General features: G+C 69.2%; 25 protein-coding genes. 12 read left to right on the top strand and 13 right to left on the bottom strand.

Translation table 11 applies throughout. The features are described from left to right. Position 1: 1 nt before the first annotated feature. Positions 2–1,462 carry a cysteine--tRNA ligase gene (cysS, locus tag NQ152_RS03460; protein ID WP_257523015.1) on the bottom strand — a complete coding sequence of 487 codons (1,461 nt, stop codon included), beginning with the start codon at positions 1,460–1,462 and terminating at the stop codon, positions 2–4. A 102-nt stretch (positions 1,463–1,564) separates the two neighbouring features. Here cysS and NQ152_RS03465 point away from each other — a divergent pair, with 102 nt between their 5' ends. Beyond that, positions 1,565–2,491 carry a DMT family transporter gene (locus tag NQ152_RS03465; RefSeq protein WP_257523016.1) on the top strand — a complete coding sequence of 309 codons (927 nt, stop codon included), beginning with the start codon at positions 1,565–1,567 and terminating at the stop codon, positions 2,489–2,491. A 2-nt stretch (positions 2,492–2,493) separates the two neighbouring features. After that, positions 2,494–2,955 carry a GNAT family N-acetyltransferase gene (locus tag NQ152_RS03470; RefSeq protein ID WP_374113548.1) on the top strand — a complete coding sequence of 154 codons (462 nt, stop codon included), beginning with the start codon at positions 2,494–2,496 and terminating at the stop codon, positions 2,953–2,955. 19 nt (positions 2,956–2,974) lie between these two features. Here NQ152_RS03470 and ispD read toward each other — a convergent pair whose 3' ends face one another. After that, positions 2,975–4,180, bottom strand: a complete 1,206-nt coding sequence (gene ispD / locus NQ152_RS03475; RefSeq protein WP_257523017.1) for a 2-C-methyl-D-erythritol 4-phosphate cytidylyltransferase — start codon at positions 4,178–4,180, stop codon at positions 2,975–2,977. Positions 4,181–4,319: 139 nt separating this feature from the next. Further along, positions 4,320–4,802, bottom strand: coding sequence for a CarD family transcriptional regulator (locus NQ152_RS03480; protein ID WP_257503412.1), 483 nt, complete (start codon positions 4,800–4,802; stop codon positions 4,320–4,322). 146 nt (positions 4,803–4,948) lie between these two features. Here NQ152_RS03480 and NQ152_RS03485 point away from each other — a divergent pair, with 146 nt between their 5' ends. After that, positions 4,949–5,422 (top strand): DNA modification methylase, encoded by a 474-nt coding sequence (locus NQ152_RS03485; protein WP_257503413.1) that lies wholly within the window; start codon positions 4,949–4,951, stop codon positions 5,420–5,422. Positions 5,423–5,470: 48 nt separating this feature from the next. On the opposite strand, the gene NQ152_RS03490 is transcribed toward NQ152_RS03485, so the two are convergent. Together NQ152_RS03490 and NQ152_RS03495 are read right to left on the bottom strand one after the other, a co-directional pair. After that, on the bottom strand, positions 5,471–6,154 hold the full coding sequence (locus NQ152_RS03490; protein ID WP_257503414.1) for a response regulator transcription factor: 684 nt from the start codon (positions 6,152–6,154) through the stop codon (positions 5,471–5,473). Further along, a complete protein-coding gene (locus tag NQ152_RS03495) occupies positions 6,151–7,365 on the bottom strand; it encodes a cell wall metabolism sensor histidine kinase WalK (RefSeq protein ID WP_257523018.1) in 1,215 nt (404 codons plus the stop codon). The genes NQ152_RS03490 and NQ152_RS03495 overlap by 4 nt, the downstream gene beginning before the upstream one ends. A 175-nt stretch (positions 7,366–7,540) precedes the next feature. Here NQ152_RS03495 and phoU point away from each other — a divergent pair, with 175 nt between their 5' ends. After that, positions 7,541–8,221 carry a phosphate signaling complex protein PhoU gene (phoU, locus tag NQ152_RS03500; RefSeq protein WP_257523019.1) on the top strand — a complete coding sequence of 227 codons (681 nt, stop codon included), beginning with the start codon at positions 7,541–7,543 and terminating at the stop codon, positions 8,219–8,221. 67 nt (positions 8,222–8,288) lie between these two features. On the opposite strand, the gene NQ152_RS03505 is transcribed toward phoU, so the two are convergent. Further along, the gene (locus NQ152_RS03505; protein WP_257523020.1) at positions 8,289–9,038 is read right to left on the bottom strand and encodes a phosphoglyceromutase; all 750 of its coding nucleotides are present in this window, start codon (positions 9,036–9,038) and stop codon (positions 8,289–8,291) included. Positions 9,039–9,109: 71 nt separating this feature from the next. On the opposite strand from NQ152_RS03505, the gene NQ152_RS03510 reads away from it, so the two are divergent. Further along, positions 9,110–9,934, top strand: a complete 825-nt coding sequence (locus NQ152_RS03510) for a class I SAM-dependent methyltransferase (RefSeq protein WP_257523021.1) — start codon at positions 9,110–9,112, stop codon at positions 9,932–9,934. A 24-nt stretch (positions 9,935–9,958) separates the two neighbouring features. Here NQ152_RS03510 and NQ152_RS03515 read toward each other — a convergent pair whose 3' ends face one another. The 3 genes from NQ152_RS03515 to NQ152_RS03525 all read right to left on the bottom strand — a co-directional run bounded on the left by NQ152_RS03515 (position 9,959) and on the right by NQ152_RS03525 (position 12,115). Continuing rightward, on the bottom strand, positions 9,959–11,056 hold the full coding sequence (locus tag NQ152_RS03515; protein ID WP_257523022.1) for a folate-binding protein YgfZ: 1,098 nt from the start codon (positions 11,054–11,056) through the stop codon (positions 9,959–9,961). Beyond that, positions 11,056–11,670: an FABP family protein gene (locus NQ152_RS03520; RefSeq protein ID WP_257523023.1), complete on the bottom strand. Its 615-nt coding sequence runs from the start codon at positions 11,668–11,670 to the stop codon at positions 11,056–11,058. The genes NQ152_RS03515 and NQ152_RS03520 overlap by 1 nt, the downstream gene beginning before the upstream one ends. A 136-nt stretch (positions 11,671–11,806) precedes the next feature. Beyond that, positions 11,807–12,115: a hypothetical protein gene (locus NQ152_RS03525; RefSeq protein WP_306815555.1), complete on the bottom strand. Its 309-nt coding sequence runs from the start codon at positions 12,113–12,115 to the stop codon at positions 11,807–11,809. A gap of 129 nt (positions 12,116–12,244) precedes the next feature. Between NQ152_RS03525 and NQ152_RS03530 the strand changes: the two genes are divergently transcribed. The 7 genes from NQ152_RS03530 to pstB all read left to right on the top strand — a co-directional run bounded on the left by NQ152_RS03530 (position 12,245) and on the right by pstB (position 20,274). Then, on the top strand, positions 12,245–12,943 hold the full coding sequence (locus NQ152_RS03530; RefSeq protein ID WP_257503421.1) for a winged helix-turn-helix domain-containing protein: 699 nt from the start codon (positions 12,245–12,247) through the stop codon (positions 12,941–12,943). A 61-nt stretch (positions 12,944–13,004) separates the two neighbouring features. Beyond that, positions 13,005–15,170 carry an RNA degradosome polyphosphate kinase gene (locus tag NQ152_RS03535; RefSeq protein ID WP_257503422.1) on the top strand — a complete coding sequence of 722 codons (2,166 nt, stop codon included), beginning with the start codon at positions 13,005–13,007 and terminating at the stop codon, positions 15,168–15,170. Next, the gene (locus tag NQ152_RS03540) at positions 15,167–16,105 is read left to right on the top strand and encodes an NUDIX hydrolase (RefSeq protein WP_257503423.1); all 939 of its coding nucleotides are present in this window, start codon (positions 15,167–15,169) and stop codon (positions 16,103–16,105) included. The genes NQ152_RS03535 and NQ152_RS03540 overlap by 4 nt, the downstream gene beginning before the upstream one ends. Before the next feature lie 132 nt (positions 16,106–16,237). Continuing rightward, complete coding sequence (gene pstS / locus NQ152_RS03545; protein WP_257523024.1) at positions 16,238–17,350, top strand: phosphate ABC transporter substrate-binding protein PstS; 1,113 nt, start codon at positions 16,238–16,240, stop codon at positions 17,348–17,350. 73 nt (positions 17,351–17,423) lie between these two features. Then, positions 17,424–18,365, top strand: a complete 942-nt coding sequence (gene pstC / locus NQ152_RS03550; RefSeq protein ID WP_257503425.1) for a phosphate ABC transporter permease subunit PstC — start codon at positions 17,424–17,426, stop codon at positions 18,363–18,365. Position 18,366: 1 nt separating this feature from the next. Further along, positions 18,367–19,476 carry a phosphate ABC transporter permease PstA gene (gene pstA, locus NQ152_RS03555; RefSeq protein ID WP_257523025.1) on the top strand — a complete coding sequence of 370 codons (1,110 nt, stop codon included), beginning with the start codon at positions 18,367–18,369 and terminating at the stop codon, positions 19,474–19,476. An 18-nt stretch (positions 19,477–19,494) separates the two neighbouring features. Next, on the top strand, positions 19,495–20,274 hold the full coding sequence (gene pstB, locus NQ152_RS03560) for a phosphate ABC transporter ATP-binding protein PstB (protein ID WP_257503427.1): 780 nt from the start codon (positions 19,495–19,497) through the stop codon (positions 20,272–20,274). Positions 20,275–20,293: 19 nt separating this feature from the next. On the opposite strand, the gene NQ152_RS03565 is transcribed toward pstB, so the two are convergent. The 4 genes from NQ152_RS03565 to sigK all read right to left on the bottom strand — a co-directional run bounded on the left by NQ152_RS03565 (position 20,294) and on the right by sigK (position 23,529). Continuing rightward, positions 20,294–21,178, bottom strand: coding sequence for an aminotransferase class IV (locus NQ152_RS03565; RefSeq protein WP_257523026.1), 885 nt, complete (start codon positions 21,176–21,178; stop codon positions 20,294–20,296). A gap of 196 nt (positions 21,179–21,374) precedes the next feature. Further along, positions 21,375–22,013, bottom strand: a complete 639-nt coding sequence (locus NQ152_RS03570; RefSeq protein ID WP_257523027.1) for a DNA-directed RNA polymerase subunit beta — start codon at positions 22,011–22,013, stop codon at positions 21,375–21,377. A gap of 113 nt (positions 22,014–22,126) precedes the next feature. Continuing rightward, on the bottom strand, positions 22,127–22,930 hold the full coding sequence (locus tag NQ152_RS03575) for an anti-sigma factor (protein WP_257523028.1): 804 nt from the start codon (positions 22,928–22,930) through the stop codon (positions 22,127–22,129). Beyond that, positions 22,927–23,529, bottom strand: coding sequence for an ECF RNA polymerase sigma factor SigK (gene sigK, locus NQ152_RS03580; protein WP_257523029.1), 603 nt, complete (start codon positions 23,527–23,529; stop codon positions 22,927–22,929). Before sigK ends, NQ152_RS03575 begins: the two co-directional genes overlap by 4 nt. Positions 23,530–23,531: the final 2 nt, after the last annotated feature.

The raw sequence follows: 23,531 nt of genomic DNA on the forward strand, positions 1-23,531 counted from the left end.
CCTACTCCTTCGTCCCGGGCTGTGTCCCGAGCAGATTCCAATGGGTGCCGTCGGCACCGTCTTCGAGCGCGATGCCCGCGGCTGCGACCGCGTCGCGGATGCGATCGGCCGCCGCCCAGTCCTTGGCAGCGCGCGCAGCGGCGCGCTGGGTGATGAGAGTGCGTACGAGCGCGTCCAGCGCGGACGCCTCGGCGCCGCCGGACCCGGTGTTCCAGGCCGGATCGAGCGGGTCGATCCCCAGGATGCCGGTCATGACCGCGATGTCGGCGAAAGCTCCGCGGGTTGCGGCGAGGTCACCGTCATCCAGCGCCGTGTTGCCCAGGCGGACCGTCTCGTGGATCACCGCGAGCGCCTGCGGGACACCCAGATCGTCGTCCATCGCCGCAGCGAACCGCGCCGGGACGGTCACCTCGATGCGCAGATCGTCGGACTCATCGCGCAACGTGCGGACCGCGCGCTCCATGAAGGCGCGGATCCGCTCCAGCGCGGCCTCGGCCTCGTCGAACGACGAGGCCGTGATGTCGAGGTTCGAGCGGTAGTGGGCGGAGGCCAGCGCGTAGCGGACCACCAGCGGATCGCGCGCGCTGAGGACGTCCGCTGCGAGCAGGAAGTTCTCCAGTGACTTGGACATCTTCTGGTCGCCGACGGTCACGAGCCCGTTGTGCACCCAGTAGCGCGCGAACGGATCCCCGGCCGCGGTGGACTGCGCCAGTTCGTTCTCGTGGTGCGGGAAGCGCAGGTCCAGGCCGCCGCCGTGAATGTCGAACTCCGGGCCCAGGTAGCGCCGCGACATCGCCGAGCATTCGATGTGCCAGCCCGGGCGGCCCGGTCCCCACGGCGAATCCCACGTTGCGCTGGAGGGCTCACCGGCCTTCGCGCCCTTCCACAGCGCGAAGTCGTGCGGATCCCGCTTGCCGCGGGGATCCGCGTCCTGGGCGGCTTCCATGGCGTCCAGTGACTGGCGGGTGAGGCTGCCGTACTCGGGCCAGGACCGCACGTCGAAATAGACGTCACCCGCACCGGTCGCCGAGTCCGTGGCGGCATACGCGTTGCCGCGCTCGATGAGGCGGGCGATGAGCTCCTGCATCTGCGGGATGGATGCGGTCGCCCGTGGTTCGTAGGTCGGCGGCAGGATGCCGATCGCCGTGTACGCGCGGGTGAACTCCTGCTCCATGCGGTACGCCAGCGCCCACCAGGGCTCGGCGTCGGTCGCGTTGGCGAGCACCTTGTCGTCGATGTCGGTGACGTTGCGGACGAACGTGACCCGCCCGAACCGGTGGGCCAGCCACCGCCGCAGCAGGTCGAAGCTCAAGGCGCCGCGAAGGTGACCGATGTGCGGCCCGGACTGCACCGTGGGTCCGCACACGTACACCGTCACGTTCGACGGGTCCAGAGGCGCGAAAGCGCGCAGCGTCTGGGCTTTCGTGTCATAGATCCGCACGGGCGGTGTACCGGGTGTCACTGCACCAGCCTACCGGCGCAACTCCGACCCAACCTGGCCGCGATCCAGGGTCCGTCCTGCCAGCGTCCGGGCGGCCCGCGGGTATGGAGTATCAATGACACTGTGCTTCACGTCTTCGCCGTCCTCGCCGCGGCCCTGTTGTTCGGCACGACGGGCACCTCGATGGCGCTCGGCCCCGAGAATACGACGCCGTTGTCGGTCGGCGCGGTGCGTCTGGTCATCGGCGGCACGGGCCTCGCGGCCATCGCGTTCGTGCTGGCCCGCCGTCATGCACGCCACTCACCGGCCCGTCCGCCCCGATTCGGCGTCCGGCCGCTGGCGCTGATGGGTCTGACCGGCTTCTGCCTCGCCCTGTATCAGCCGCTGTTCTTCTTGGGCACGGAACGCAACGGTGTCGCGGTGGGGACGGTCGTCGCGCTGGGGTCCGCGCCGATCCTGGCCGGTCTGCTCGAGTGGGCGCTGACCCGACGGGTCCCCGGCGGCACCTGGATCATGGCGACCGCTCTGGCCACCGTCGGGGTCGTGCTCCTCGGATTCGGCGGCGAGGCCGGCACCACCACGGGCACGGATCCGCTCGGACTCATCGGCAGTGTGGGGGCGGGTGCGACCTTCGCGGTCATCGCCAACGTGCAGCGGGGGCTGCTCGACCAGGGCTGGGACCCGTTCACCGTGGTCGGGTCGATGGGGGCCGGCTCCGCGGTGCTCTCGGCGCTGGTGCTGCCCTTCGTGGACCTCCGGTGGCTGGCGACGACACCGGGCCTGGTGATGGCGCTGTGGCTGGGGATCGCGACGATCTCGATCGCGTACGTGCTGTTCACTTGGGGCCTGGGCGGGCTGACGGCCGCCACGGCGGCGACGCTCACCCTCGGCGAGCCGCTGACGGCGAGCGTGCTGGGGATCACCGTCCTGGGCGAACGGCTCTCCGTCCTGGCCATCGCCGGCCTGATCGTCCTGGCCGTCGGACTGGCGCTGCTGGCGTGGGGATCGCGCGCCCCACGGGACCCCGTCCCGTTCGCGGTGGAGGGCTGAGCGTGGGCATCGAGATTCGACCCGACGATCTCTCCGGGGCGGACACCCGGCAGTTGATCGCGGCGCATCTGGCCGGCATGTACGCGACCTCCCCGCCCGAGAGCGTGCACGCGCTCGACATCGACGGCCTGCGGCATCCGTCCATCACGTTCTGGTCGGCGTGGATCGGCGATGACCTGGCCGGCATCGGCGCTCTCAAGTCCATCGACGCCGAACGCGGCGAGGTGAAGTCGATGCGCGTGCACGACCGGTTCCGCGGCGGCGGTGTGGGACGCGCGATCCTGCGTCACATCGTCGCCGTTGCGCGCGGACGGGGCATGCGGAGCCTGTGGCTGGAGACGGGCAGTCCCGACGACTTCGTTCCCGCGCAGCGCCTCTACGAGAGCGAGGGGTTCGTCCGCTGCGATCCGTTCGACGGGTATGCCGATGACCCGTTCTCGGTGTTCATGACGCGCGCCCTCTGACGGGCCGCGCCCGGCCGGGTCAGGCCGGCACGACCAGCGCCATCGCGAACGCGGCGACGCCCTCACCGCGGCCGGGAAAGCCGAGTCCGTCGGTGGTGGTGGCCGACACCGAGACCGGGGCGCCGTCGAGCGCCGCCGACAGCACCGCCTCCGCCTCGACGCGGCGCGCCGCGAAGCGCGGCCGATTGGCCTGCACCTGCACCGCCACGTTGCCCACCCGGTAGCCTGCCTCGCCCAGCAGCGCCACCGTCCGGGAGAGGAACACCCCCGCGTGCGCGCCGGCGTACTCCGGGTGGTCCGTGCCGAAATGCGTTCCGATGTCGCCCAGCCCTGCCGCGGACAGCAGCGCATCCACGATGGCGTGGGCGACCGCATCGCCGTCGGAGTGCCCGGACAGCACCTGCTCCCCCGGCCACTCCAGTCCGGCCAGCCACAGCGCGCCCTCACCGCCGAATCCGTGGACGTCGGTGCCGATGCCCACACGGGGCGGGGGCGGTGAGTTCTCCAGCCGGGCGTCGGAACGGCCCAGCGGATGCCGCGCCACGAGCGGGCGGGCGCGCTCCAGATCCGCCGGCGTGGTGATCTTGAACGCGAGCGGATCCCCCTCGACCACCGCGACGGAGTGCCCTGCCGCTGCCACCAGGGCCGCGTCGTCGGTGTGCTCCTGCGTCGCGGTGCGGTACGCAGCGTCCAGGATGCCGCGGCGGAAGCCCTGCGGCGTCTGCGCAGCAGACAGCTCGGAGCGGTCGACCGCGGCCACGATCCGTTCGTTCTCGACGCGTTTGATCGTGTCGATGACCGGCAGCACGGGGATGGCCCCGGCGGAGCCGGTCTCGATGGCGGCGATGACCCGTTCGAAGAGGGCAGGCGGCGCAAGGGCGCGTGCAGCGTCGTGAACGAGCACGATCTCGACATCGCCCCAGAGGGCTTCCAGCCCGGCGGCGACAGAGGCCTGCCGGGTGGCGCCGCCGGTGGCGACGGAGACGAGGTCCCGGCGATCGCCGGCGGCCGCGATCGCCTCGGTGAGCGCGTCGCCCTCGCGGCCGGCAGGCGCGACGACCACGACCTGCGCCGCAGGCGCGGCGAACACGCGGGCCAGCGCATGCCGGAGCATGGTGTGCTCGTCGATCCCGACGAAGGCTTTGGGGACTGCGGCACCGAGACGCGTGCCGGAGCCTGCCGCAACGACGATGACAGCGACGCGGGGAACGGGCGTGATGCTCACGCCCTCACGCTACCGGTCACGTGCGCTCACGCGGAGTCCAGCTGTCGCCCGCCGCCTGCCAGACCGGTCATCGTGAAGCGCGCAGCGCGTATCGAGATGCGTCACGCACCGACGCGCTGCGCGCATTGCTCCGTGACGACTAAGACGCGAGGACCTCGTCGAGGATGGCGCCGGCCTTCTCCTCGTCGGTCTTCTCGGCGAGCGCGAGTTCGGAGATGAGGATCTGCTTCGCCTTGGCGAGCATGCGCTTCTCGCCGGCGGACAGCCCACGGTCCTGATCGCGGCGCCACAGGTCGCGGACGACTTCGCTGACCTTGATGACATCGCCGGACGCGAGCTTTTCGAGGTTCGCCTTGTACCGGCGGGACCAGTTGGTCGGCTCTTCGGTGAACGGTGCACGGAGCACTTCGAACACCCGGTCCAGACCCTCTTTGCCGATGACGTCACGCACGCCGACGAGGTCGACATTCTCTGCGGGGACCTCGATGATGAGATCGCCCTGGGTGACGTTGAGCTTCAGGTATTTCTTGGTCTCGCCCCTGATGACCCGGTCCTTGACTTCGATGATCGTCGCGGCCCCATGGTGGGGGTAGACGACCGTTTCGCCAACCTCAAAAAGCATGTAGTTATGTCCTTTCGGCAACCTCTAGGATACCACAGGCCAACATAGGGTAAGGTTCGCCGCCCGCCCCACCGGTGCACCCCCAACGGTCGTCGCGGCCACCCCCTAGAATGCTAGAGATGCCGTCAGCCGTCCCAGGAGGATCTGTGAAATCGCGCCTTATCGCGTCGCTCGCCCTAGGCGCCCTCGTGGTCCTCGGTACCAGCGGCTGCTCGATGATCTCCGTGCAGGCCACCACGCTGCAGTATTCGCCGTCGGATGGCGTGAACATCCCGGACTCGGGACCCCTCGAGGTGCGCAACGTCCTGATCGTGGCCGACGAGGAAGGCAACGACGGCAATCTCGTCGCGGCGATCGTCAACGCCACCTCCGACTCGCAGACGCTGCGGATCGAGTTCGGTGAAGGCTCGGCCAAGTCCACCGAGTCCATCCGCGTTCCGGCGAACACGACAGTGAGCCTGGGAACCGAAGAGACCGAGCCGCTGCTGCTCGAGGGCATCGACACCAAGCCGGGTTCGGACCTGCCGATGTACTTCCAGTCCGGCGACGCCGACGGCATCCTGTTCACCGTGCCGGTGCTCGATGACTCGCTCGACTACCTCGCCGGCCTGGCGCCCTGATCCGGAGTCACCCGTCGCGGGCACGTCGAATCGATCCGGCGCTCACGGTCAGTTCTCGAAGCGGTAGCCCAGTCCGCGCACCGTCATCAGCATCGCCGGCTCGCTGGGATGCTCTTCGATGCGTGAGCGTATCCGTTTGATGTGCACGTCCAAGGTCTTGGTGTCGCCGAAGTAGTCGGTGCCCCACACCCGGTCGATGAGCTGGCCGCGCGTCAGCACCCGCCCGGCATTGCGCATGAGTACCTCCAGCAGCTCGAATTCCTTGAGCGGCATGTTGATCTCGCGCCCGTCCACCGCGACGGTGTGCCGATCGATGTCCAGCACCACACGTCCACCGTCGAGGACGTGCTCCTCCAGGTCCGTCTCGGTCTGCGCCAGTCGGCGAAGCACCGCACGCATGCGCGCGAGCAGCTCGCGGGCGGAGTAGGGCTTGGTGACATAGTCGTCCGCACCGAGCTCCAATCCCACCACGATGTCCACCTCGGAGTCCTTCGCCGTCACCATGATGATCGGCACGCGTGAGGTCGCGCGAATCTGGCGGCACACCTCGGTCCCGGACATTCCGGGCAGCATGAGATCCAGCAGCACGATGTCCGCGCCGCGTTCGCGGAACGCGACCAAGGCCGACGGGCCGTCTTCGGCGATCTCGACGTCGTACCCCTCTCGCCGCAGCAGATAGGCGAGCGGATCGGCCAGATCGGGCTCGTCCTCGACGATCAGAACGCGAGTCATGCGGATGCTCCATTCGTGGGGGTGACTGCCGGCGCCGCGACGGGTCGCTTCTTCTTGCCCCGCCGCGGGGGCGGCACCTGGTCGGCGGGCGGATTGATCTGCGGGAGGCGGATGGTGAAGGTGGACCCCCGTCCCGGCCGTGACCACAGCCGCACCTCGCCCCCGTGGCGCTGCACGGCGTGCTTGACGATCGCCAGTCCCAGTCCGGTGCCGCCGGTGCGGCGGGAACGTGCCTGGTCGGCTCGGTAGAACCGTTCGAAGATCCGCTCCTGGTCTGGCTCGGGGATCCCGATCCCCCGGTCGGCGACGGCGATCTCCACGACGCGATCGGCGGCCTTGACTCCCACGCCGACTTCGGAGCCCGGCGGCGAGTAGTGGATCGCGTTGGCCAGCAGGTTGCCGACCGCCTCGATCAGGATCTGCGCATCGCCCCGCACCCAGAGACCGCGTTGTCCGCCGCGCACGACCGCCACGCCGGCAGAGCCTGCCTGCAACGCGTGCGCTTCCACGGCCGCCGCGACGATCTCGTCGACGGCCACGTCGCGGTCGTCGGTGAGCTCATCCGCTGCCTGCAGGCGCGAGAGGTTCATGATGCGTGCGGTCAGCGACGCCAGACGGGACGCCTCCGCCGTCAGCCGCGCCGCGAAATTGCGCACCTGGTCGGGATCGTCGGCGGCGGATTCGATCGCCTCGGCGAGCAGGCTGACCGCGCCCACCGGGGTCTTCAGCTCGTGACTGGTGTTGGCGACGAAGTCTCGGCGCATCTGCTCCACACGCTCGCGCTCGGTGATATCACGCATCACCAGCAGGCTCAGTCGCGGCGAGATCCGCGTCGCCCGCACCAACACCAGGCGCGGCTCGGCCGGCGGTGCGCCGCGCTGCAGTCGCAGGGTGACGGTCGTCGCGGAATCCCCGTCCCGCACGCGGCGGGCCACCGCGCGCAGCTTGTCGGAGCGCACCACCTCGCCCTCGGCGAGGTGGAACGGACCGGCAGCGGAAGAGGCCGCCACGACCGTCGAGGAGCTGTCCACGACCACCGCTGCGTCATCCATTCCCCGCAGAACCTCGCGGACCCCGTCCGGAATGAGCGTGGAGGTTTCCGCCCGCGCCCGGTCGCGCGCGCGCAGCGACAGGACGATGACCGCGGCGATGGAGCCCCCGATGATCGCCCCCACCAGCAGGGCGAGCAGCACAAGCTGCGTCGTGTCCATGCATCCAGCGTACGGGGCGTGGACGCGGTGCTTCCGTTCGCTTCCGTTCGCTTTCGGGCGGCTCGGATGCGATCCGGCTACTATTCACTCTCGCGGCACCGTTCGTTAACCTTCTCCGGCGACAATCGTCAGGTCGCAAGGCACGTGCCCGCTGCGGAACACGAAAGGTGCTGCAATGCGCGAAGTCTTCCATCAGTCGCTCGAGGACGTCCAGGGACGTCTGGTCGAGATCGCCGAGCTCGTCGCGATCGCCATCGACAAGGCCACCCGGGCGTTCAGCTCGAGCGATGTCGCCCTGGCCGAAGAGGTCATCGAGGCGGATGCGATCATCGACGAGAAGGCGATCGCGCTGGACGAACTGGCGATCGAGATCCTGGCCCGCCAGCAGCCTGTCGCCCGTGATCTGCGCATCGTCGTGAGCGCCCTGCGCATCAGCGCGTCGCTGGAGCGCATGGGCGACATCGCCGAGCACATCGCCCAGCTGACCCGGATGCGCTTCCCGGAGCGCGCCATCCCCAAGGGCCTCAAGTCCACGTTCATCAAGATGGGCCAGCTGGATGTGAATGTCGCGCGCAAGCTCACCGAGCTGCTTCGCACCGAGGACCAGGCGCTGGCGGAAGAGATCCGCAACGACGACGACAAGCTCGACGATCTGCACGTCCACGTCTTCGAGAAGGTCCTCAGCGACAGCTGGCAGGGCGAGGCGTCCGCGACCGTCGATGCGACCCTGGCCAGCCGGTACCACGAGCGCTTCGCCGACCATGCCGTCTCGGTCGCGAAGAAGGTGGTCTACCTCTCGACCGGTGACTGGACGATGGAGACCGACGCGATCGACATCGTCACAACGGCGAGGTAGCGCGGCCGCAACCCACTGAGCGGATGCCGCGGGTGCGGCATCCGCTCATCTGCGGGTGTCCGCCCGGTCAGTGCTTGCCCTGCGCGGCGACGGCCGCGGCGCCGGCGGCAGCCGCCTGCGGGTCCAGGTAAGCGCCCGGTTCGACGGGCTGGAGGTCCTCGTCCAGCCGGTACACCAGCGGGATGCCGGTCGGGATGTTCAGCTCCGCGATATCGGAATCGCTGATGTTGTCCAGGTGCTTCACCAGCCCGCGCAGCGAGTTGCCGTGCGCGGTGACCAGCACCGTCCGGCCGGAGCGGAGGTCCGGGGCGATGTCGCTCTCCCAATAGGGCAGGAAGCGGTCGATGACGAGCTTGAGCGATTCGGTGCGGGGCACCTCGCCGTCGATGCCCACATAGCGGGGATCGGCGACCTGGCTGAACTCGGAGGCGTCGTCCAGCGGCGGAGGCGGGACGTCGAAGGAACGGCGCCACAGCATGAACTGCTCGGATCCGAACTCCTCGAGCGTCTGCGCCTTGTCCTTCCCCTGCAGCGCGCCGTAGTGGCGCTCGTTGAGGCGCCAGCTGCGCTTGACCGGTATCCAGAGGCGATCCGCGGCGTCCAGCGCGAGGTCGGCGGTCTGGATCGCGCGGCTCAGCACCGAGGTGTGCAGCACGTCCGGCAGCAGCCCGGCCTCGGCCAGCAGTTCGCCACCGCGGACGGCTTCGGCTTTGCCCTGCTCGGAGAGGCGGACATCGACCCACCCGGTGAACAGGTTGAGCTTGTTCCATTCGCTCTGGCCGTGGCGGAGGAGGATCAGCGTGTAGGGCGCGGTCATTGCCCCATGATACCGAGCGGCCCGCCACTCGACCGGCCGGAACGCACGGCGCCGCCTGGCATCATGGGCTGATGACCCCCGGACGCTCCCCCGTCGGCCAGGTCACCCGGGGCACCACCGGAACGAACCGGCTGCGGCGCGTGGATCGGTGGATCGCCCGGCATCCCGCGCTGCGGCGCGCGGCCGACCCGCTCGTGGTGGATCTCGGCTTCGGCGCGAGCGCGGTGACCGCACTGGAGCTGGCTGCCCGCCTGGCCCGCGTGCGGCCCGACGTCGAGGTTCTGGGGCTGGAGATCGACCCGCAGCGCGTTGCGCGCGCCCGTTCCCAGCTTTCGCAGGTGCGCGCCGGAACGACCGGTTTCGCCGCAGACACCCGCGTCTCCTTCGCGCTGGGCGGGTTCGAGGTGCCGACGCCGGAGCACCGCCGGCCGGCCGTGATCCGGGCGATGAACGTGCTCCGCCAGTACGACGAGCCGGACGTGCGGGGTGCCTGGCAGCGGATGGCGGCAACGCTGGCGACGGACGGGCTGCTGGTCGAAGGCACCTGCGACGAACTGGGGCGCGTCTGCACCTGGATCGCGATCGGACCGGATGCCGCACCGCGTACCCTCACGGTCGCGCTGCGGCTCGCCGGACTGGAACGGCCCTCCATCGCGGCCGAGCGGCTCCCGAAGGCGCTCATCCATCGCAATGTGCCCGGCGAACGAGTCCACGATCTGCTCAGGGCGCTCGATGACGAGTGGGATCGGGCTGCGAGCGTGGCCGCGTTCGGCCCCGTTCAGCGTTGGGAAGCGGCGCTGGGGGCCTTGCGCAACGGCGGCTGGCCGGTGCGCGACAGGTCCCGGTGGCGCCTGGGCGAGCTCACCGTGCCCTGGAGCGCCGTCGCACCGGGATGACCGATGCGGCCGGCCGGAGCGTCGTCAGCGGCGGCGGCCGAGCCGCGGCAGACGCGGGACGTTGGCGGTGGCCCCGGCTTCGGGCGGGACGATGACCTCCTGAGCGGCCACGACGGCTCCGTCGGCGGTCCGCACGACGAACTCCGCGTCGACCGGGGTGTTGCGACGTACGACGGCCAGCGCGATCGGCCCGTCCTCGAAATGCAGGGCCGCAGAGGTGATCACACCGACGGCGTTCTCGCCGATGAAGAGCTCGTCTCCGCGGACCGGCAGCAGAGAGTCGCTGCCGTCCAGCTGCAGCCCCACGATCCGCCGGGGTGGGTGGCCGAGGTTGTGCACTTTCGCGACCGTCTCCTGGCCCCGATAGCAGCCCTTCTCCAGGTGCACCGCGGTGCGCAGCCAGTCCAATTCGTGCGGAAGCGCGCGCTCGTCCACCTCATTCGCCCACCGGGGACGCCAGGCGGCGATGCGCAGGGCCTCGACGGCAGCCAGCCCTGCGAGGTTCAGTTCGCCGGCAGACGCAGCGAGTGCGATGCGCTCCTCCTCGACGCGCGGGACGATCGCCTCGGACCAATCCCGCCCGGCGGCGGCGTGCGGTTCGACGGTCGCGTAGGCATGACCGCCCGCGGTGACCTCCGGCCAGGGGTCGCTCCAGACCAGAGGCATGCCGTTGGGCGCGGCGGGGGCGACTGCCGTGAGGGCAGCCCGGGTGCCGCCGATCACCGCGAACTCCTCGCTCGCGTCCCGCGGGTCCACGCGCAGCCGGAAGCGCATCTTGCGGAGCCAGGCGAGCAGACCCTCCGCATCAGCGGCATCGACGATGAGCCACGTCGTCTCCCCGTCGTCCAGAACGGATGCCGCGTGCTCGATGTGTCCCTGCGGGTCCAGCACGAGAAGCTCGGTGCTCGCACCGGCGGGCAGCCGGGTCAGCGCCTGCGAAGTGAGCGAATCCAGCCAGGACAGCCGGTCTTCACCGGGGACGGCCAGCACGGCGCGGTCGCCCAGTGGGGCGAGGGCGGCGCCGGAAGCGAGGGCGCGCTGCTCGCCGAGCGGGTTTCCGAGGTGGCGGAGCCCGGAGTCATCTGTGACGGCACCGGGGACGCGTGCGAAGGGCCCGGGCATCAGCCGACCCGCGCCAGTCGCGCCGACGCGTGCGAGGACAGCTCAGTGCCCAGGGCCGCGATGTCCCACGCCCACAGCAGATGGCCCTCGACCAGTCCGTACATGCGCGCGGCCGCCGTGTACGGCTTGGCCGCGGCGGTACGGATGACCGCGTCGGTGGCGATGTCGATGCGGGGGCCGCGGATCTGTCCGAGGTACAACTCGCTGATGCCGTCCGCGTGGACGAGGGAGACTTCGATGTCGAAGCCGCCGTCGGCATTGCGCAGCCGTTCCACGTCGTCGGCCGTGCGCACGACCGGCTCCGAGAGGGCCGGCAGCAGACCGGGTCCGGCATCGGCATCCGTCGCCGCGCGGGAGAGGCGCCAGTAGCCCATCTCCGACACCAGCGGCGTGCGTACCGGCTCGGCCCCGCCGGAGTCATCCAGAAGCCAGGCGCTGGCCGAGTAGTTCAGGTACGCTCCCCCGTCGTGGCTGAAGCTGACCCGATGGGCGAACTCGCCCGCGAATCGGTGGTCGGCGGCCTCGTAGTCGATCACGCCGGTCCCCTCCCACACCCCGATGAGCCACGACAGCGGCGCGAGGTCGGCGGGCAGATCAGTGGGCAGATCCAACACGACGCAGCCGCCGTCAGCGCTGGCCGCGATAGAGGTTCTTGATCACGACGCCGGAGACGAAGACGATCGCAAGCGACGCGAGGGCGAGAAGCCCGACGAAGAAGAGTTCGAGCGCGACGAGATCCATGCGATGAGTCTAGCCGGGAACGATGGAGGCCAGACCGAACCCGAGGCTGAGGACGCCCATGACCAGCAGTGCTCCGAGGACGCTGGCGGCCACCCGCTCGGTGAAACCCTGGGAGCGGCCGAACCAGAGTTGAATGGCGAACGCCACCACCAGGCATCCGCCCAGGCCGACGGTCAGCCACGCCGCCCGCCACTCCTCGGCGACGAACACGCCGATGGCGATGCCCACGAGAGCGGCGATCACCCACACGGCGATCACGCCGCCGAAGGTGCGACGGGGAGCCAGTTCCGGAGTGGTCACCTCTTCATTGTCGCTCATCTCGGTGCTCACAGCACGGCGTTGACAGGCTCTCGCCGGACACCCGCTCAACCGGATGCGGGGGCGACGGCATCCGACGCCCCTAAACTGAGGAAACGGCGCGTCCCGTGCGCCGGGAGGACGGCTTTCTTGGCACAGCTTCTCGTTCTGAGCTCCGCCCACAGCGGCGGCCCCGTCCTGCCCTCGCTCGAGCTGTTGAGCCACCGCGTGCGGCAGATTCCGGCCGAGCCGGCCCAGCTGGTCAACGCACCTGCGGCCGACATCATCTTCGTCGACGCGCGGGTGGATCTGGTGGGCGCGAAATCGCTGTGCAAGATCCTGAACACCACCGGTCTGGATGCGCCGCTGCTGCTGGTCGTCACCGAGGGCGGCCTGACCGCCGTCTCCACCGACTGGGGTGTGGATGACGTCATCCTCGTGACCGCCGGCCCCGCCGAAGTGGATGCGCGGGTGCGTCTGGCGATGGGGCGGATGACCAAGGATCAGGTCTCCACCCGCATCCAGACCTCCGGCATCTCCATCGACGAGTCCTCGTACTCCGCGAAGGTCCACGGCAAGCCGCTGGATCTGACCTACAAGGAGTTCCAGCTCCTGCACTTCTTCGCGACCCACCCCTCGCGCGTGTTCACCCGCGAACAGCTGCTGAGCGAAGTGTGGGGCTACGACTACTTCGGCGGCACCCGCACCGTCGACGTGCACGTCCGACGACTGCGGGCCAAGCTCGGAGATCTCGAGCAGCTGATCGGCACAGTGCGCAACGTCGGATACCGCTTCAACGTGTACGAGGACGATCAGATCCCGGCACCGCGCGAGCACACCGGCGCATAGCTCGGCGCCCGAGAGGGAACACGTTCACACACTCGTCACCTCACCCTGCAATGATGAAGGGATGATCGAACACGACGTGCTCGACGCCGGACTCGGCGACGCGGACGACGACGACTTCGACCTCTCCGAGGTCTTCGACTCGCAGCTGCCCGACAACCGCTACCTCGACCGCGAACTGAGCTGGCTGGCCTTCAACCAGCGCGTGCTGGAACTGGCAGAAGACACCGCACTGCCGGTCCTGGAGCGCGCGAACTTCCTGGCCATCTTCGCCAGCAACCTCGACGAGTTCTTCATGGTGCGCGTGGCCGGCCTCAAGCGCCGCATCCTCACCGGACTGGCGGTGCCCACGAACGTCGGCCGTTCGCCGCAGGAGGTGCTCGCGGACATCTCGGCCGATGCCCACGCCCTGCAGCTGCGGCACGCCGACGTCTGGACCTCGCAGGTCCGCCCTGCGCTGGCCGAGGCGGGCATCGAGGTCATCTCGTGGAAGGGGCTCGAAGACGACGAACGCGCGCGTCTGTCGGACTACTTCCAGCGCCAGGTGTTCCCCGTGCTGATGCCGCTGGCGGTCGATCCTGCCCACCCGTTCCCGTACATCTCCGGTTTGTCGCTGAACCTCGCCATTCGGATCCGCAACGCCCGGACCGGTCGGCAGGAGTTCGCAAGACTCAAGGTCCCGCCGATGCTCCCCCGTTTCGTGGATGTCTCGCGCCACGGCGACACCGTGCGCTACCTGCCGCTCGAAGAGCTGATCGCCAACCATCTGGAGGATCTGTTCCCCGGGATGGAGATCCTCGACCACCACGCGTTCCGCCTCACCCGCAACGAGGATGTGGTCATCGAAGAGGACGAGACCGAGAACCTCATCCAGGCGCTGGAGGCGGAGCTGCTGCGCCGCCGGTTCGGGCCGCCGATCCGCCTCGAAGTAGGCGACGACATGGACGAGCTGACCCTCGACCTGCTGATCAGCGAGTTGGACATCACCGAGCAGGAGGTCTACCGCCTGCCCGGACCGCTGGACCTGCGCGGGCTCTTCGACCTCTCCCGCATCGATCGCCCCGACCTGCACTACCCGCCGCACGTCCCGACCACGGCCGTGGCGTTCCAGCCCGCCGACCAGAACGGCCGCTCCGACATCTTCGCGGCCATCCGCCGCGCGGACGTCCTGGTGCACCACCCGTACGAATCGTTCGCGACGAGCGTGCAGGCGTTCCTGGAGCAGGCCGCGAAGGATCCCCATGTCCTGGCCATCAAGCAGACCCTCTACCGCACCTCCGGCGACAGCCCGATCGTGCAGGCGCTGATCGACGCCGCCGAATCGGGCAAGCAGGTGCTGGCCCTGGTGGAGGTCAAGGCGCGCTTCGACGAGGCGGCCAACATCGTGTGGGCCAGAAAGCTGGAGAAGGCCGGCGTCCACGTCGTCTACGGCCTGGTGGGTCTCAAGACGCACTGCAAACTCGCGCTCGTCATCCGCGAGGAAGATGGGATGCTGCGCAGCTACAGCCACATCGGCACGGGCAACTACAACCCGAAGACCAGCCGCATCTATGAGGACTTCGGCCTGTTCACCAAGGACGAGCAGGTCGGCCGGGACCTGACCCGCCTTTTCAACGAACTGTCCGGGTATGCCATCGAGAAGAAGTTCAAGCGTCTTCTGGTCGCGCCGCTGCACCTGCGCAAGGGGCTGCTGCGACTGATCGAGAAGGAGCGCCGCAACGCACTGGCCGGCAAGCCCTCCGGCATCCGGATCAAGGTCAACTCGATGGTGGACGAGCAGATCATCGATGCGCTGTACCGGGCCAGTCAGGCCGGCGTCGCCATCGACATCTGGGTGCGCGGCATCTGCTCGCTCAAGCCCGGCGTGGCCGGAATGAGTGAGACGATCCGGGTGCGCAGCATCCTGGGCCGCTATCTGGAGCATTCACGCCTATTCATGTTCGAGAACGCGGGCGATCCGCAGGTCTACATCGGCAGCGCGGACATGATGCACCGAAACCTCGATCGACGTGTCGAAGCACTCGTGCGCGTGGTCGCGCCCACGCACCTGAGGGAGCTGTCGGACCTGTTCGAGCTCGCCATGAGCGACAAGATCAGTTCGTGGTGGCTGGATACCGAGGGAGCGTGGACCCGGCACAGTCTGGACGACGAGGGGAAGCCCCTCGTGGACATTCAGGACCGCACCATGACCAACGTGCGCCGGCGCCGGCGGGCACGGGCGGCGCGATGACCGAAACCGCCGTCTACGCGGCGGGCGGCGTTCTGTGGCGCATCGTCGACGCGAAGCTCCTCGTGCTGCTCATCCACCGCACGCGCTACCGGGACGTCAGCCTGCCCAAGGGAAAGGTCGACCCCGGCGAGATGCTGGCCGAGACGGCGAGCCGGGAGATCTTCGAGGAGACCGGCATCCGGGCCGATCTCGGCGTGCCGGTGGGTGTCTCGCGATATCGCATGCCGAACAGGCGACAGAAGATCGTGCACTACTGGGCAGCCGAGGCGACCGAAGCGGCCATCCGCGCCTCCGCCTTCGTGCCGAACAAGGAGATCGCCGCCCTCGAGTGGGTGAGCCTCAAGAAGGCCTTCGGCCGTCTGAGCTATCCCGTGGACGTGGAGATCCTCGAGCATTTCGCGACCCTCGTCGACGAGGGTGTGCTGCGGACCTTCCCGATCATCGCGCTGCGCCACGCGAAGGCCGTGTCGCGGGAAGAGTGGGAGGGCGAGGACGCCGCCCGTCCGCTCTCCGGACGCGGGCGCGCTCAGGCCAAGACGATCGTCGGGCCGTTGCGGTCGTTCGGTGTGCGCAGGATCATCTCGAGTCCCGCCAAACGCTGCGTGAAAACGGTGGATCCCCTCTCCGCCGCCCTCGGCCGGAAGATCCATACGACAGCTCTGCTGAGCCAGGACGCGTGGGAAGAGGGTCGCTCCGACGCCCGCACCATCGTCGGCGAGCGCGTGCGGGCGCGAAAGCCCGCGGTGCTGTGCAGCCATGGGCCCGTGCTGCCGGAAATCCTGACCGAGATCGCCCTGGCCACCGGCACGCTGCGTGGATCGTATCTGGGCAGCGCCTCAGCGCTGGAGGCGGGCGGCTTCTCGGTCGTGCACCTGTCGGCGGACAACCCGGGATCAGGCATCGTCGCGATCGAGACGCACGCTCCGAAGATCTGACCGCGGATCTCGAGCTGACCTCGCCGCGTTCACCTTCTGTTCACCGGGAGCGCGCACTCTCGTAAGCGTGGCTGTCTACGGTCAATCCGTGCCCCGCACCGGGCACGACCCGACAACCGTGAAGGATTCACAGTGAAGCTCTCCCGCATTGCCAAGATCGGCGCCATCGGCGCTGTCGCGGCCCTCGCCCTCACCGCCTGCGCTGCGAACGAGACGGGCGGCGGCGCGAACGTCGACCCATCCGCGCCCGCCGGTCTGTCCGGCGAACTCGCCGGCGCGGGTGCCTCGTCGCAGGAAGTCGCCGTGCAGGCGTGGACCGCAGGATTCCAGGGCGCAAACCCGGACGTGACCATCAACTACGACCCGGCCGGTTCCGGCGCGGGCCGGGAGTCGTTCCAGGCCGGGGCGGTCGCCTTCGCCGGATCCGACCGCCCTTTCACGATCGAGGAGATCGAGGCGGGCGCCTTCGACGGCTGCGTCGCGGACACCGACATCATCGAGCTGCCGACGTACATCTCGCCCATCGCCGTCATCTTCAACGTCGAGGGCGTCACCGAGCTCAACCTCGACCCGGCGACCATCGCCGGCCTGTTCTCCGGCACGATCGCGAAGTGGAACGACCCGGCGATCGCCGCTCTGAACGAGGGCGTGACGCTTCCCGACCTGGCCGTGACACCGGTGCACCGCGCGGACGACTCCGGCACCACCGAGAACTTCACGGACTACCTGTTCGCCACCGCCCCGGATGTCTGGACCTTCGAGCCCGACGGCGTGTGGCCGCTCTCCAGCGGCGAGGCCGCCCAGGGCACCTCCGGCGTCGTCTCGGCAGTTCAGGGCGGCAACGGCACCGTCGGCTACGCGGATGCCTCGCGTGCAGCCGAGCAGGGCCTTGCGACGGCGGCCGTCCAGGTCGGCGACGAATTCGTCACCTACTCCCCCGAAGCGGCCGCCGCGATCGTGGACGAGTCCCCCTTCGAAGAGGGCCGCACCGAAGGCGACCTGGCCATCGCGCTGGATCGCACCTCGGAGGCCGCCGGGGTCTACCCGATCGTTCTGATCAGCTACATGATCGCCTGCCAGGAGTACACCGACCCGGGCACCGCCACGCTGGTGAAGGGCTTCCTCGAGTACGTCGCGAGCCCGGAGGGGCAGGAGACCGCAGCGGCATCCGCCGGCAACGCCCCGATCTCGGAGGCGCTCACCGAGAAGGTCAACGCTGCGATCGACCTGATCGTCACCGAATAGTCGCTCGGTCCCGGTCCGCGCCGTGAGGCGTCGGGCCGGGAACCGGACCGAACCGAGAGCCAGACAGGAACTCATGACCACCACCACCGCTCCGGCCGTCAAGGTCAAGCAGCGGCCCGGCGATCGCTGGTTCTCCGGAACGGCGCTGTTCGCCGGATCGATGATCCTGGTGATGCTGGCCGCCGTGGCGATCTTTCTGATCGTCCAGTCGATCCCTGGACTGACGGCCACGAGCGACACGGCATCCCTGCTCAGGGGCAATTTCTGGCAGTACGTCGGGCCGCTCGCGTTCGGCACGATCTGGGCGTCCCTGCTGGCCCTGCTGATGGCCGTGCCGCTGTCCGTGGCGGTCGCTCTGTTCATCTCGCACTACGCCCCCCGCCGACTCGCACAGGGCCTGGGCTACATCGTGGACCTGCTGGCTGCCGTCCCGTCGGTGGTGTTCGGCCTTTGGGGGATCATCGTCCTCGCGCCCGCCGTCCAGCCCGTGTTCGCCTGGCTCAACGACAACGCCGGATGGATCCCGTTCTTCGGCGGAACCGTCTCCAGTACCGGCCGCACCATCTTCACCGCCGCGATCGTGCTCGCCGTGATGGTCGTGCCGATCATCACCGCGATCTGCCGTGAGATCTTCCTGCAGACTCCGGTGCTGCACGAGGAGGCCGCGCTCGCCCTCGGCGCGACACGGTGGGAGATGGTCAAGATGGCGGTCTTCCCGTTCGGACGCAGCGGCATCGTCTCGGCATCGATGCTCGGCCTGGGCCGCGCGCTGGGCGAGACGATGGCCGTCGCCATGGTGCTCTCGGTGGCCAACATCGTCACGTTCCGGCTGTTCACCGCGGAGAACCCCGGAACGATCCCCGCCAACATCGCCCTGACCTTCCCCGAGGCCTACGGCACGAACATCAACGTCCTCATCGCCACCGGCCTGATCCTGTTCGTCGTCACGTTCGCCGTCAATGCGCTCGCACGCTGGATCGTCAGCAGGCGCAAGGAATTCTCGGGAGCCAACTGACATGACTGTGACCACCGCTCCCCCCGCTCCCCCCCTCGCGCCCGAGATCGGGGCGCAACCGCTGCGCCTGACCAACGGCCACCTTCCCCGCTGGGCGCCGTGGGCGATCCTGGTCGGCACCATCGCCCTCAGCCTGCTGGCGTTCGCCGTCATCGCGTTGGCAGCACAGTCGGACATCAACTTCGCCGGAGCGGCGATCGTCGCCGTGCTGGCGTACCTGGTGTTCATCGTGGTCATCTCCTCACTGGTGGAAGGGCGGCGCAAAGGGATCGACCGCCTCGTGACCGGAGTCGTGTCGGCCGCCTTCCTGCTGGCCATGGTGCCGCTGGTGTCGGTCGCGTGGACCGTGGTGGCCAACGGCGTGGCGGGGCTGTCGGCGGAGTTCCTCTCCAACTCGATGCGCAATGTCGTCGGCGAAGGCGGCGGCGCCCTGCACGCCGTGGTCGGCACCCTGCTGATCACCCTCGCCGCTGCCGTCATCTCCATCCCGATCGGCCTGTTCACCGCGATCTACCTGGTCGAGTACGGGCAGGACCGCAAGCTGGCGCGTGGCATCACCTTCCTCGTCGACGTGATGACCGGGATCCCCTCCATCGTGGCCGGGCTGTTCGCGTACGCCGTGTTCGCCATCTTCTTCGGACCCGGCATCCGGCTGGGGATCATGGGTTCGGTCGCGCTGGCCGTTCTGATGATCCCGGTGGTCGTCCGCTCCAGCGAGGAGATGCTCCGCCTGGTGCCGAACGAGCTGCGCGAGGCGGCGTACGCGCTCGGTGTGCCGAAGTGGCTCACGATCGTGAAGGTCGTGCTGCCGACCTCGATCGCCGGGATCACCACCGGCATCATGCTGTCCATCTCGCGTGTCATCGGTGAGACGGCGCCCCTGCTGATCACGGCCGGGGTGACCGCGTCGATGAACTACGACCTCTTCTCGGGCCGCATGATGACGCTGCCCGTCTTCGCCTACTCCCAGTACATGAACCAGGGCATCCCGGCGCAGGCCTACATCGACCGCGCGTGGGCGGCGGCGTTCATCCTCATCGTCATCGTCATGGTCCTCAACCTGGTCGCGCGCCTGATCGCCAAGGTGTTCGCCCCCAAGACCGGCCGCTGAGCCGGCAGAAGGAATCTCGTGTCCAAGAGCATCGAAGTCAACGACCTCAACGTCTACTACGGCGACTTCCTCGCCGTGGAGGGCGTCTCCCTGCAGATCGAGCCGCGCAGCGTCACCGCCTTCATCGGCCCCTCCGGCTGCGGCAAGTCCACGTTCCTGCGCACCCTGAACCGCATGCACGAAGTCATCCCCGGCGCCCGCGTGGAGGGCGAGGTGCTGCTGGACGGCGACGACCTGTATGCCGCGAGCGTGGACCCCGTGCTGGTGCGCCGTCAGGTGGGCATGGTCTTCCAGCGCCCCAACCCGTTCCCGACGATGTCGATCAAGGAGAACGTCCTGGCGGGGGTGAAGCTGAACAACAAGCGCATCTCGAAGTCGGACGCCGACGATCTCGTGGAGAGGTCCCTGACCGGCGCGAACCTGTGGAACGAGGTCAAGGACCGCCTGGACAAGCCCGGCTCGAGCCTGTCCGGCGGGCAGCAGCAGCGGCTGTGCATCGCCCGCGCGATCGCGGTCTCACCGCAGGTGCTGCTGATGGACGAGCCGTGCTCCGCGCTGGATCCCATCTCCACGTACGCGATCGAAGAGCTGATCGGCAAGCTGAAGAACGACTACACGATCGTGATCGTCACGCACAACATGCAGCAGGCCTCGCGCGTCTCGGACCGGACCGCCTTCTTCAACATCGCCGGCACCGGCAAGCCGGGCAAGCTGATCGAATACGGCGACACGCGCACGATCTTCACCCACCCCAGCGTGCAGGCGACAGAGGACTACGTCTCCGGACGGTTCGGCTAGAGCGCGCGCACCGCCGGGTTCAGTCGCGCGGGCTGAGCAGGTACTGGTTCAGCCGCGCCGTGAACTCCGCGTCCAGCGGGATCGGCGCGCCGTCGATCTCGGTGATCGGGGCGGCCAGGCGCACCGAGGACACCAGCCACGCGGCATCCGCCTGCGGCAGCTCGTCGGTCGGGATGTCGCGATACTGCGTGGCCAGTCCCTGCTGCTCGAGCCAGGCGAACACGCTCAGCTGGGTCGTGCCGTGCAGGATGCCGCCGCTGGGCGCCGGCGTGAGGTACAGGTCGCCCACCCGCAGGATCAGCGACGCGGTCGGCGCCTCGAAGACGATGCCGTCGGTGGAGACGAAGATCGCATCGTCGGCTCCGCGGCGCTTGGCCTCGCGGATCGCAGCCATGTTCACCGCGTACGAGAGCGTCTTCGCGCCGAGGAGGAGCCAGGGCGCGCGCGCCGGAACCGCGCTGTCGTAGCCGCGCTCGAGCGTGACCACCCGGACACCGCGGACGCGGACGGCGGTGAAGTCGGGGGCGGGGTTCGCGGTGATCCAGGCGGTGGGGGCCGGCCCGTGGTCCACGCCGCGGCTGAGGATGAGCTTGATCACGCTCTCGCCGGGCCCGCAATGGGCGGCGGCCAGTGCGGTGGCCGCTCGCCACTGCTCCAGATTCGGTACGGGCAGGTCGCAGATCTCGGCGGAATGCGCGAGGCGGTCCAGGTGCGCCTGCACCTCTTGCGCGTGCCCGTCCACGACGCCGACAGACTCGAAGATGCCGTCGCCGCGCTGCGTGCTCAGTTCTCCGACGCTGAGCGCGGGCGCCGCCGGATCGACCTCGGCGAAGGTCGAGGTGAAGTCGGCTCGCGGGTCATCGGGTGACGCCGGATCGATGATGAGGGCGTATCGCGAAACCATGGTCCGAGCCTAGCGAGGACGCTCCACGGGGAATGCCCATGCCGCAGGCTCGGTTACACTGAGACAGCCGGGCCGCAGTAACCCCGGGCTCCATCTTCTGCCGCTCCGAGCGGCCTCGCGCCGAGAGGCGTTCTGCGGCCCGGCACCTCATTTCCCCCGGTGGGGCTTTCCGCGCGCAGTCGCCGACGCTCCCGCCCTAGGTGAGTGATTCCCGCCGCCACAGCGAGGCGCAGGCGGCGAGGTCGCCCGCGTAATCGGCCAGCCGCAGCGCGCGGGTGGTCAGTGCCGATGCGCGCTCCGATTCGGTCGCCTCGTAGTCATCGGCCAGGTGGCTGGCGCCCGATGCCTGCACCCGGCAGAACGCGGCCGCCCTGTCCAACGCGACGGCGAAGTCGCCCTGGAACAGTCCGCGCAGGATCGTGTCGACCAGTTCGACCAGTTCCTCCGGTCCTGCCGGAGTCGGTGCGCCGGCGACCACGGGGTCGGCCGAGACGATCTCGTTCCTGCCCCTCTCGTAGAGCAGCGCGGCGGTATGCGGGTCGTCGTGGATCATCAGCTGGATCAGGTACAGCCGCCACAGCGCGCCGGGCAGCGACCGCGACGGCGATCGGGACCACAGCTCGGCGATGTCGTCGATCCCGTGCTCGTCCGTGAACGCCACCAGACGGTCCACCACCTCCCCGTTCGGGTCGGAGCGCGCCCGAGCCAGCAGCGCCTGCGCCGTCGAGTGGGCCACACGCGACACTTCCGCGGGGTCCTCGGCCGCGAACCGGCGGTCGAACAGCTCGGCAGGCCGCTTCACGGGCTTGTGGAACTCCCTCGAATCGTCGCTCACCGTTCCAGGCTACTCGCGGTGCGACATCCCCAGTTCGGCCGGGACGGCCGGTCGGACGCGTCATGAAGAACGCGCCGGCGCCCCGCGGTCGGACGCAGGCGCCGCACTCGGAGCTAGGAGTCCTGCGTCGGGATCGCCACGATCGGGTCCGTGGTGGGCAGCCCGGTCGGCGACCCCCCGGCGACCTCGACGGTCACGGCGATGACGTCGCCCGGTTCCATGGCACCGGAGAGCAGAGCGGTGGCGCTGCCGTCATCGGCCGCGAAGACACCGGCCGAGATCGGCTCCCCGTCTCGGACGAACCACAGTTCGTAGCTCTTGTCTTCGGCGATCTCCGGCAGTCCGTCCGTGACCAGCACGACCTTGCCGACAGACTCCGCCCAGTGCGCGGTCGCTTCCCCGCCCTCCGGGAGGGTCACCGTCTCTGCTTGCGCGTCCGGCGCCGCTTCGATCTCGTTGAGCGCGACGACGGATGCCGGGGGGTTCAGCTGCTGGCCGACGAAGACGGCGCCCCAGCCGACTCCGACCAGGAGCACCAGAGAGGCCGCCAGCGTGAACCACGCTCGGGGTCGCCACCCGCCGGGCGCCGGCGCGCCGGTGCCGCCGGAGGAGGTGCGGCGAGGCGGCTCGGCCGGCGGCAGCGGACTGTCCGCCGCCGTGTCGGGCGAGAGCGGGGCGACCTCCACGGGCCGGCCGCTCCCGGCGATCTGCACGAGAAGCGCGGCGCGCACGCCCTGCGGGGGCTGGACCTCGACGACGGCCTCTGCCAGCAGCGCCGCGGTCGCGGCATCCGCTGTGACGTAGTGCTCCCACTCCGGATGCTGTCGCCGGGCGGCGCGGAACGCGTCGGTGTCCTCGGGTGACAGCGCGTGCAGCACGTAGCCTGCCGCCAGTTCGGCGAAGTCCTGCTCGTTCACGTCGTCACCCCCATTTCCACCCGCAGCCGGGACAAGCCGTCCCGCATTCTCGTTTTGATCGTCCCCAGCGGCGTCCCCATCAGTGCCGCGATCTCGCTCTGACTGTAACCGCCGTAATACGCAAGGGTCAGGGCCTCGCGCTGCGGGTCCGAGAGCGTTGCGAGGGCCTCTGACACACGTCGGCCCTCGATCCTCAGCTCCACCTCTTCGGCGACACCGTCATATGCCACGCCGATGTCCCGGAAGCCCGCCCGCACATCGCGATCGGTACTCGCCTGGGCCGACCGTACGCGGTCCACGGCACGGCGATGTGCGATCGTCAGCACCCACGATCTTCCCTGACCTTTGTTCGGAGCGAACCGGCCCGCGGATTGCCAGATCTCCAGGAACACCTCTTGCAGCACCTCTTCGCTCTGCGACCGGTCGACCAGCACACGCAGGATCAGGCCGAAGACCCGCGGCGAGAGCATGTCATAGAGGCGGGCGAAGGCGACCTGGTCGCCGCCGGCAACACGCAGCAGCAGCTCGCCGGCATGGTCGACGACACCCGAGCCCTCATCGGGCACGTCCACGCCATCGATCACCACACTGAACAGCATGC

The sequence above is a fragment of the Microbacterium sp. zg.B48 genome, from assembly GCF_024623505.1.
Taxonomy (GTDB): Bacteria; Actinomycetota; Actinomycetes; order Actinomycetales; family Microbacteriaceae; genus Microbacterium.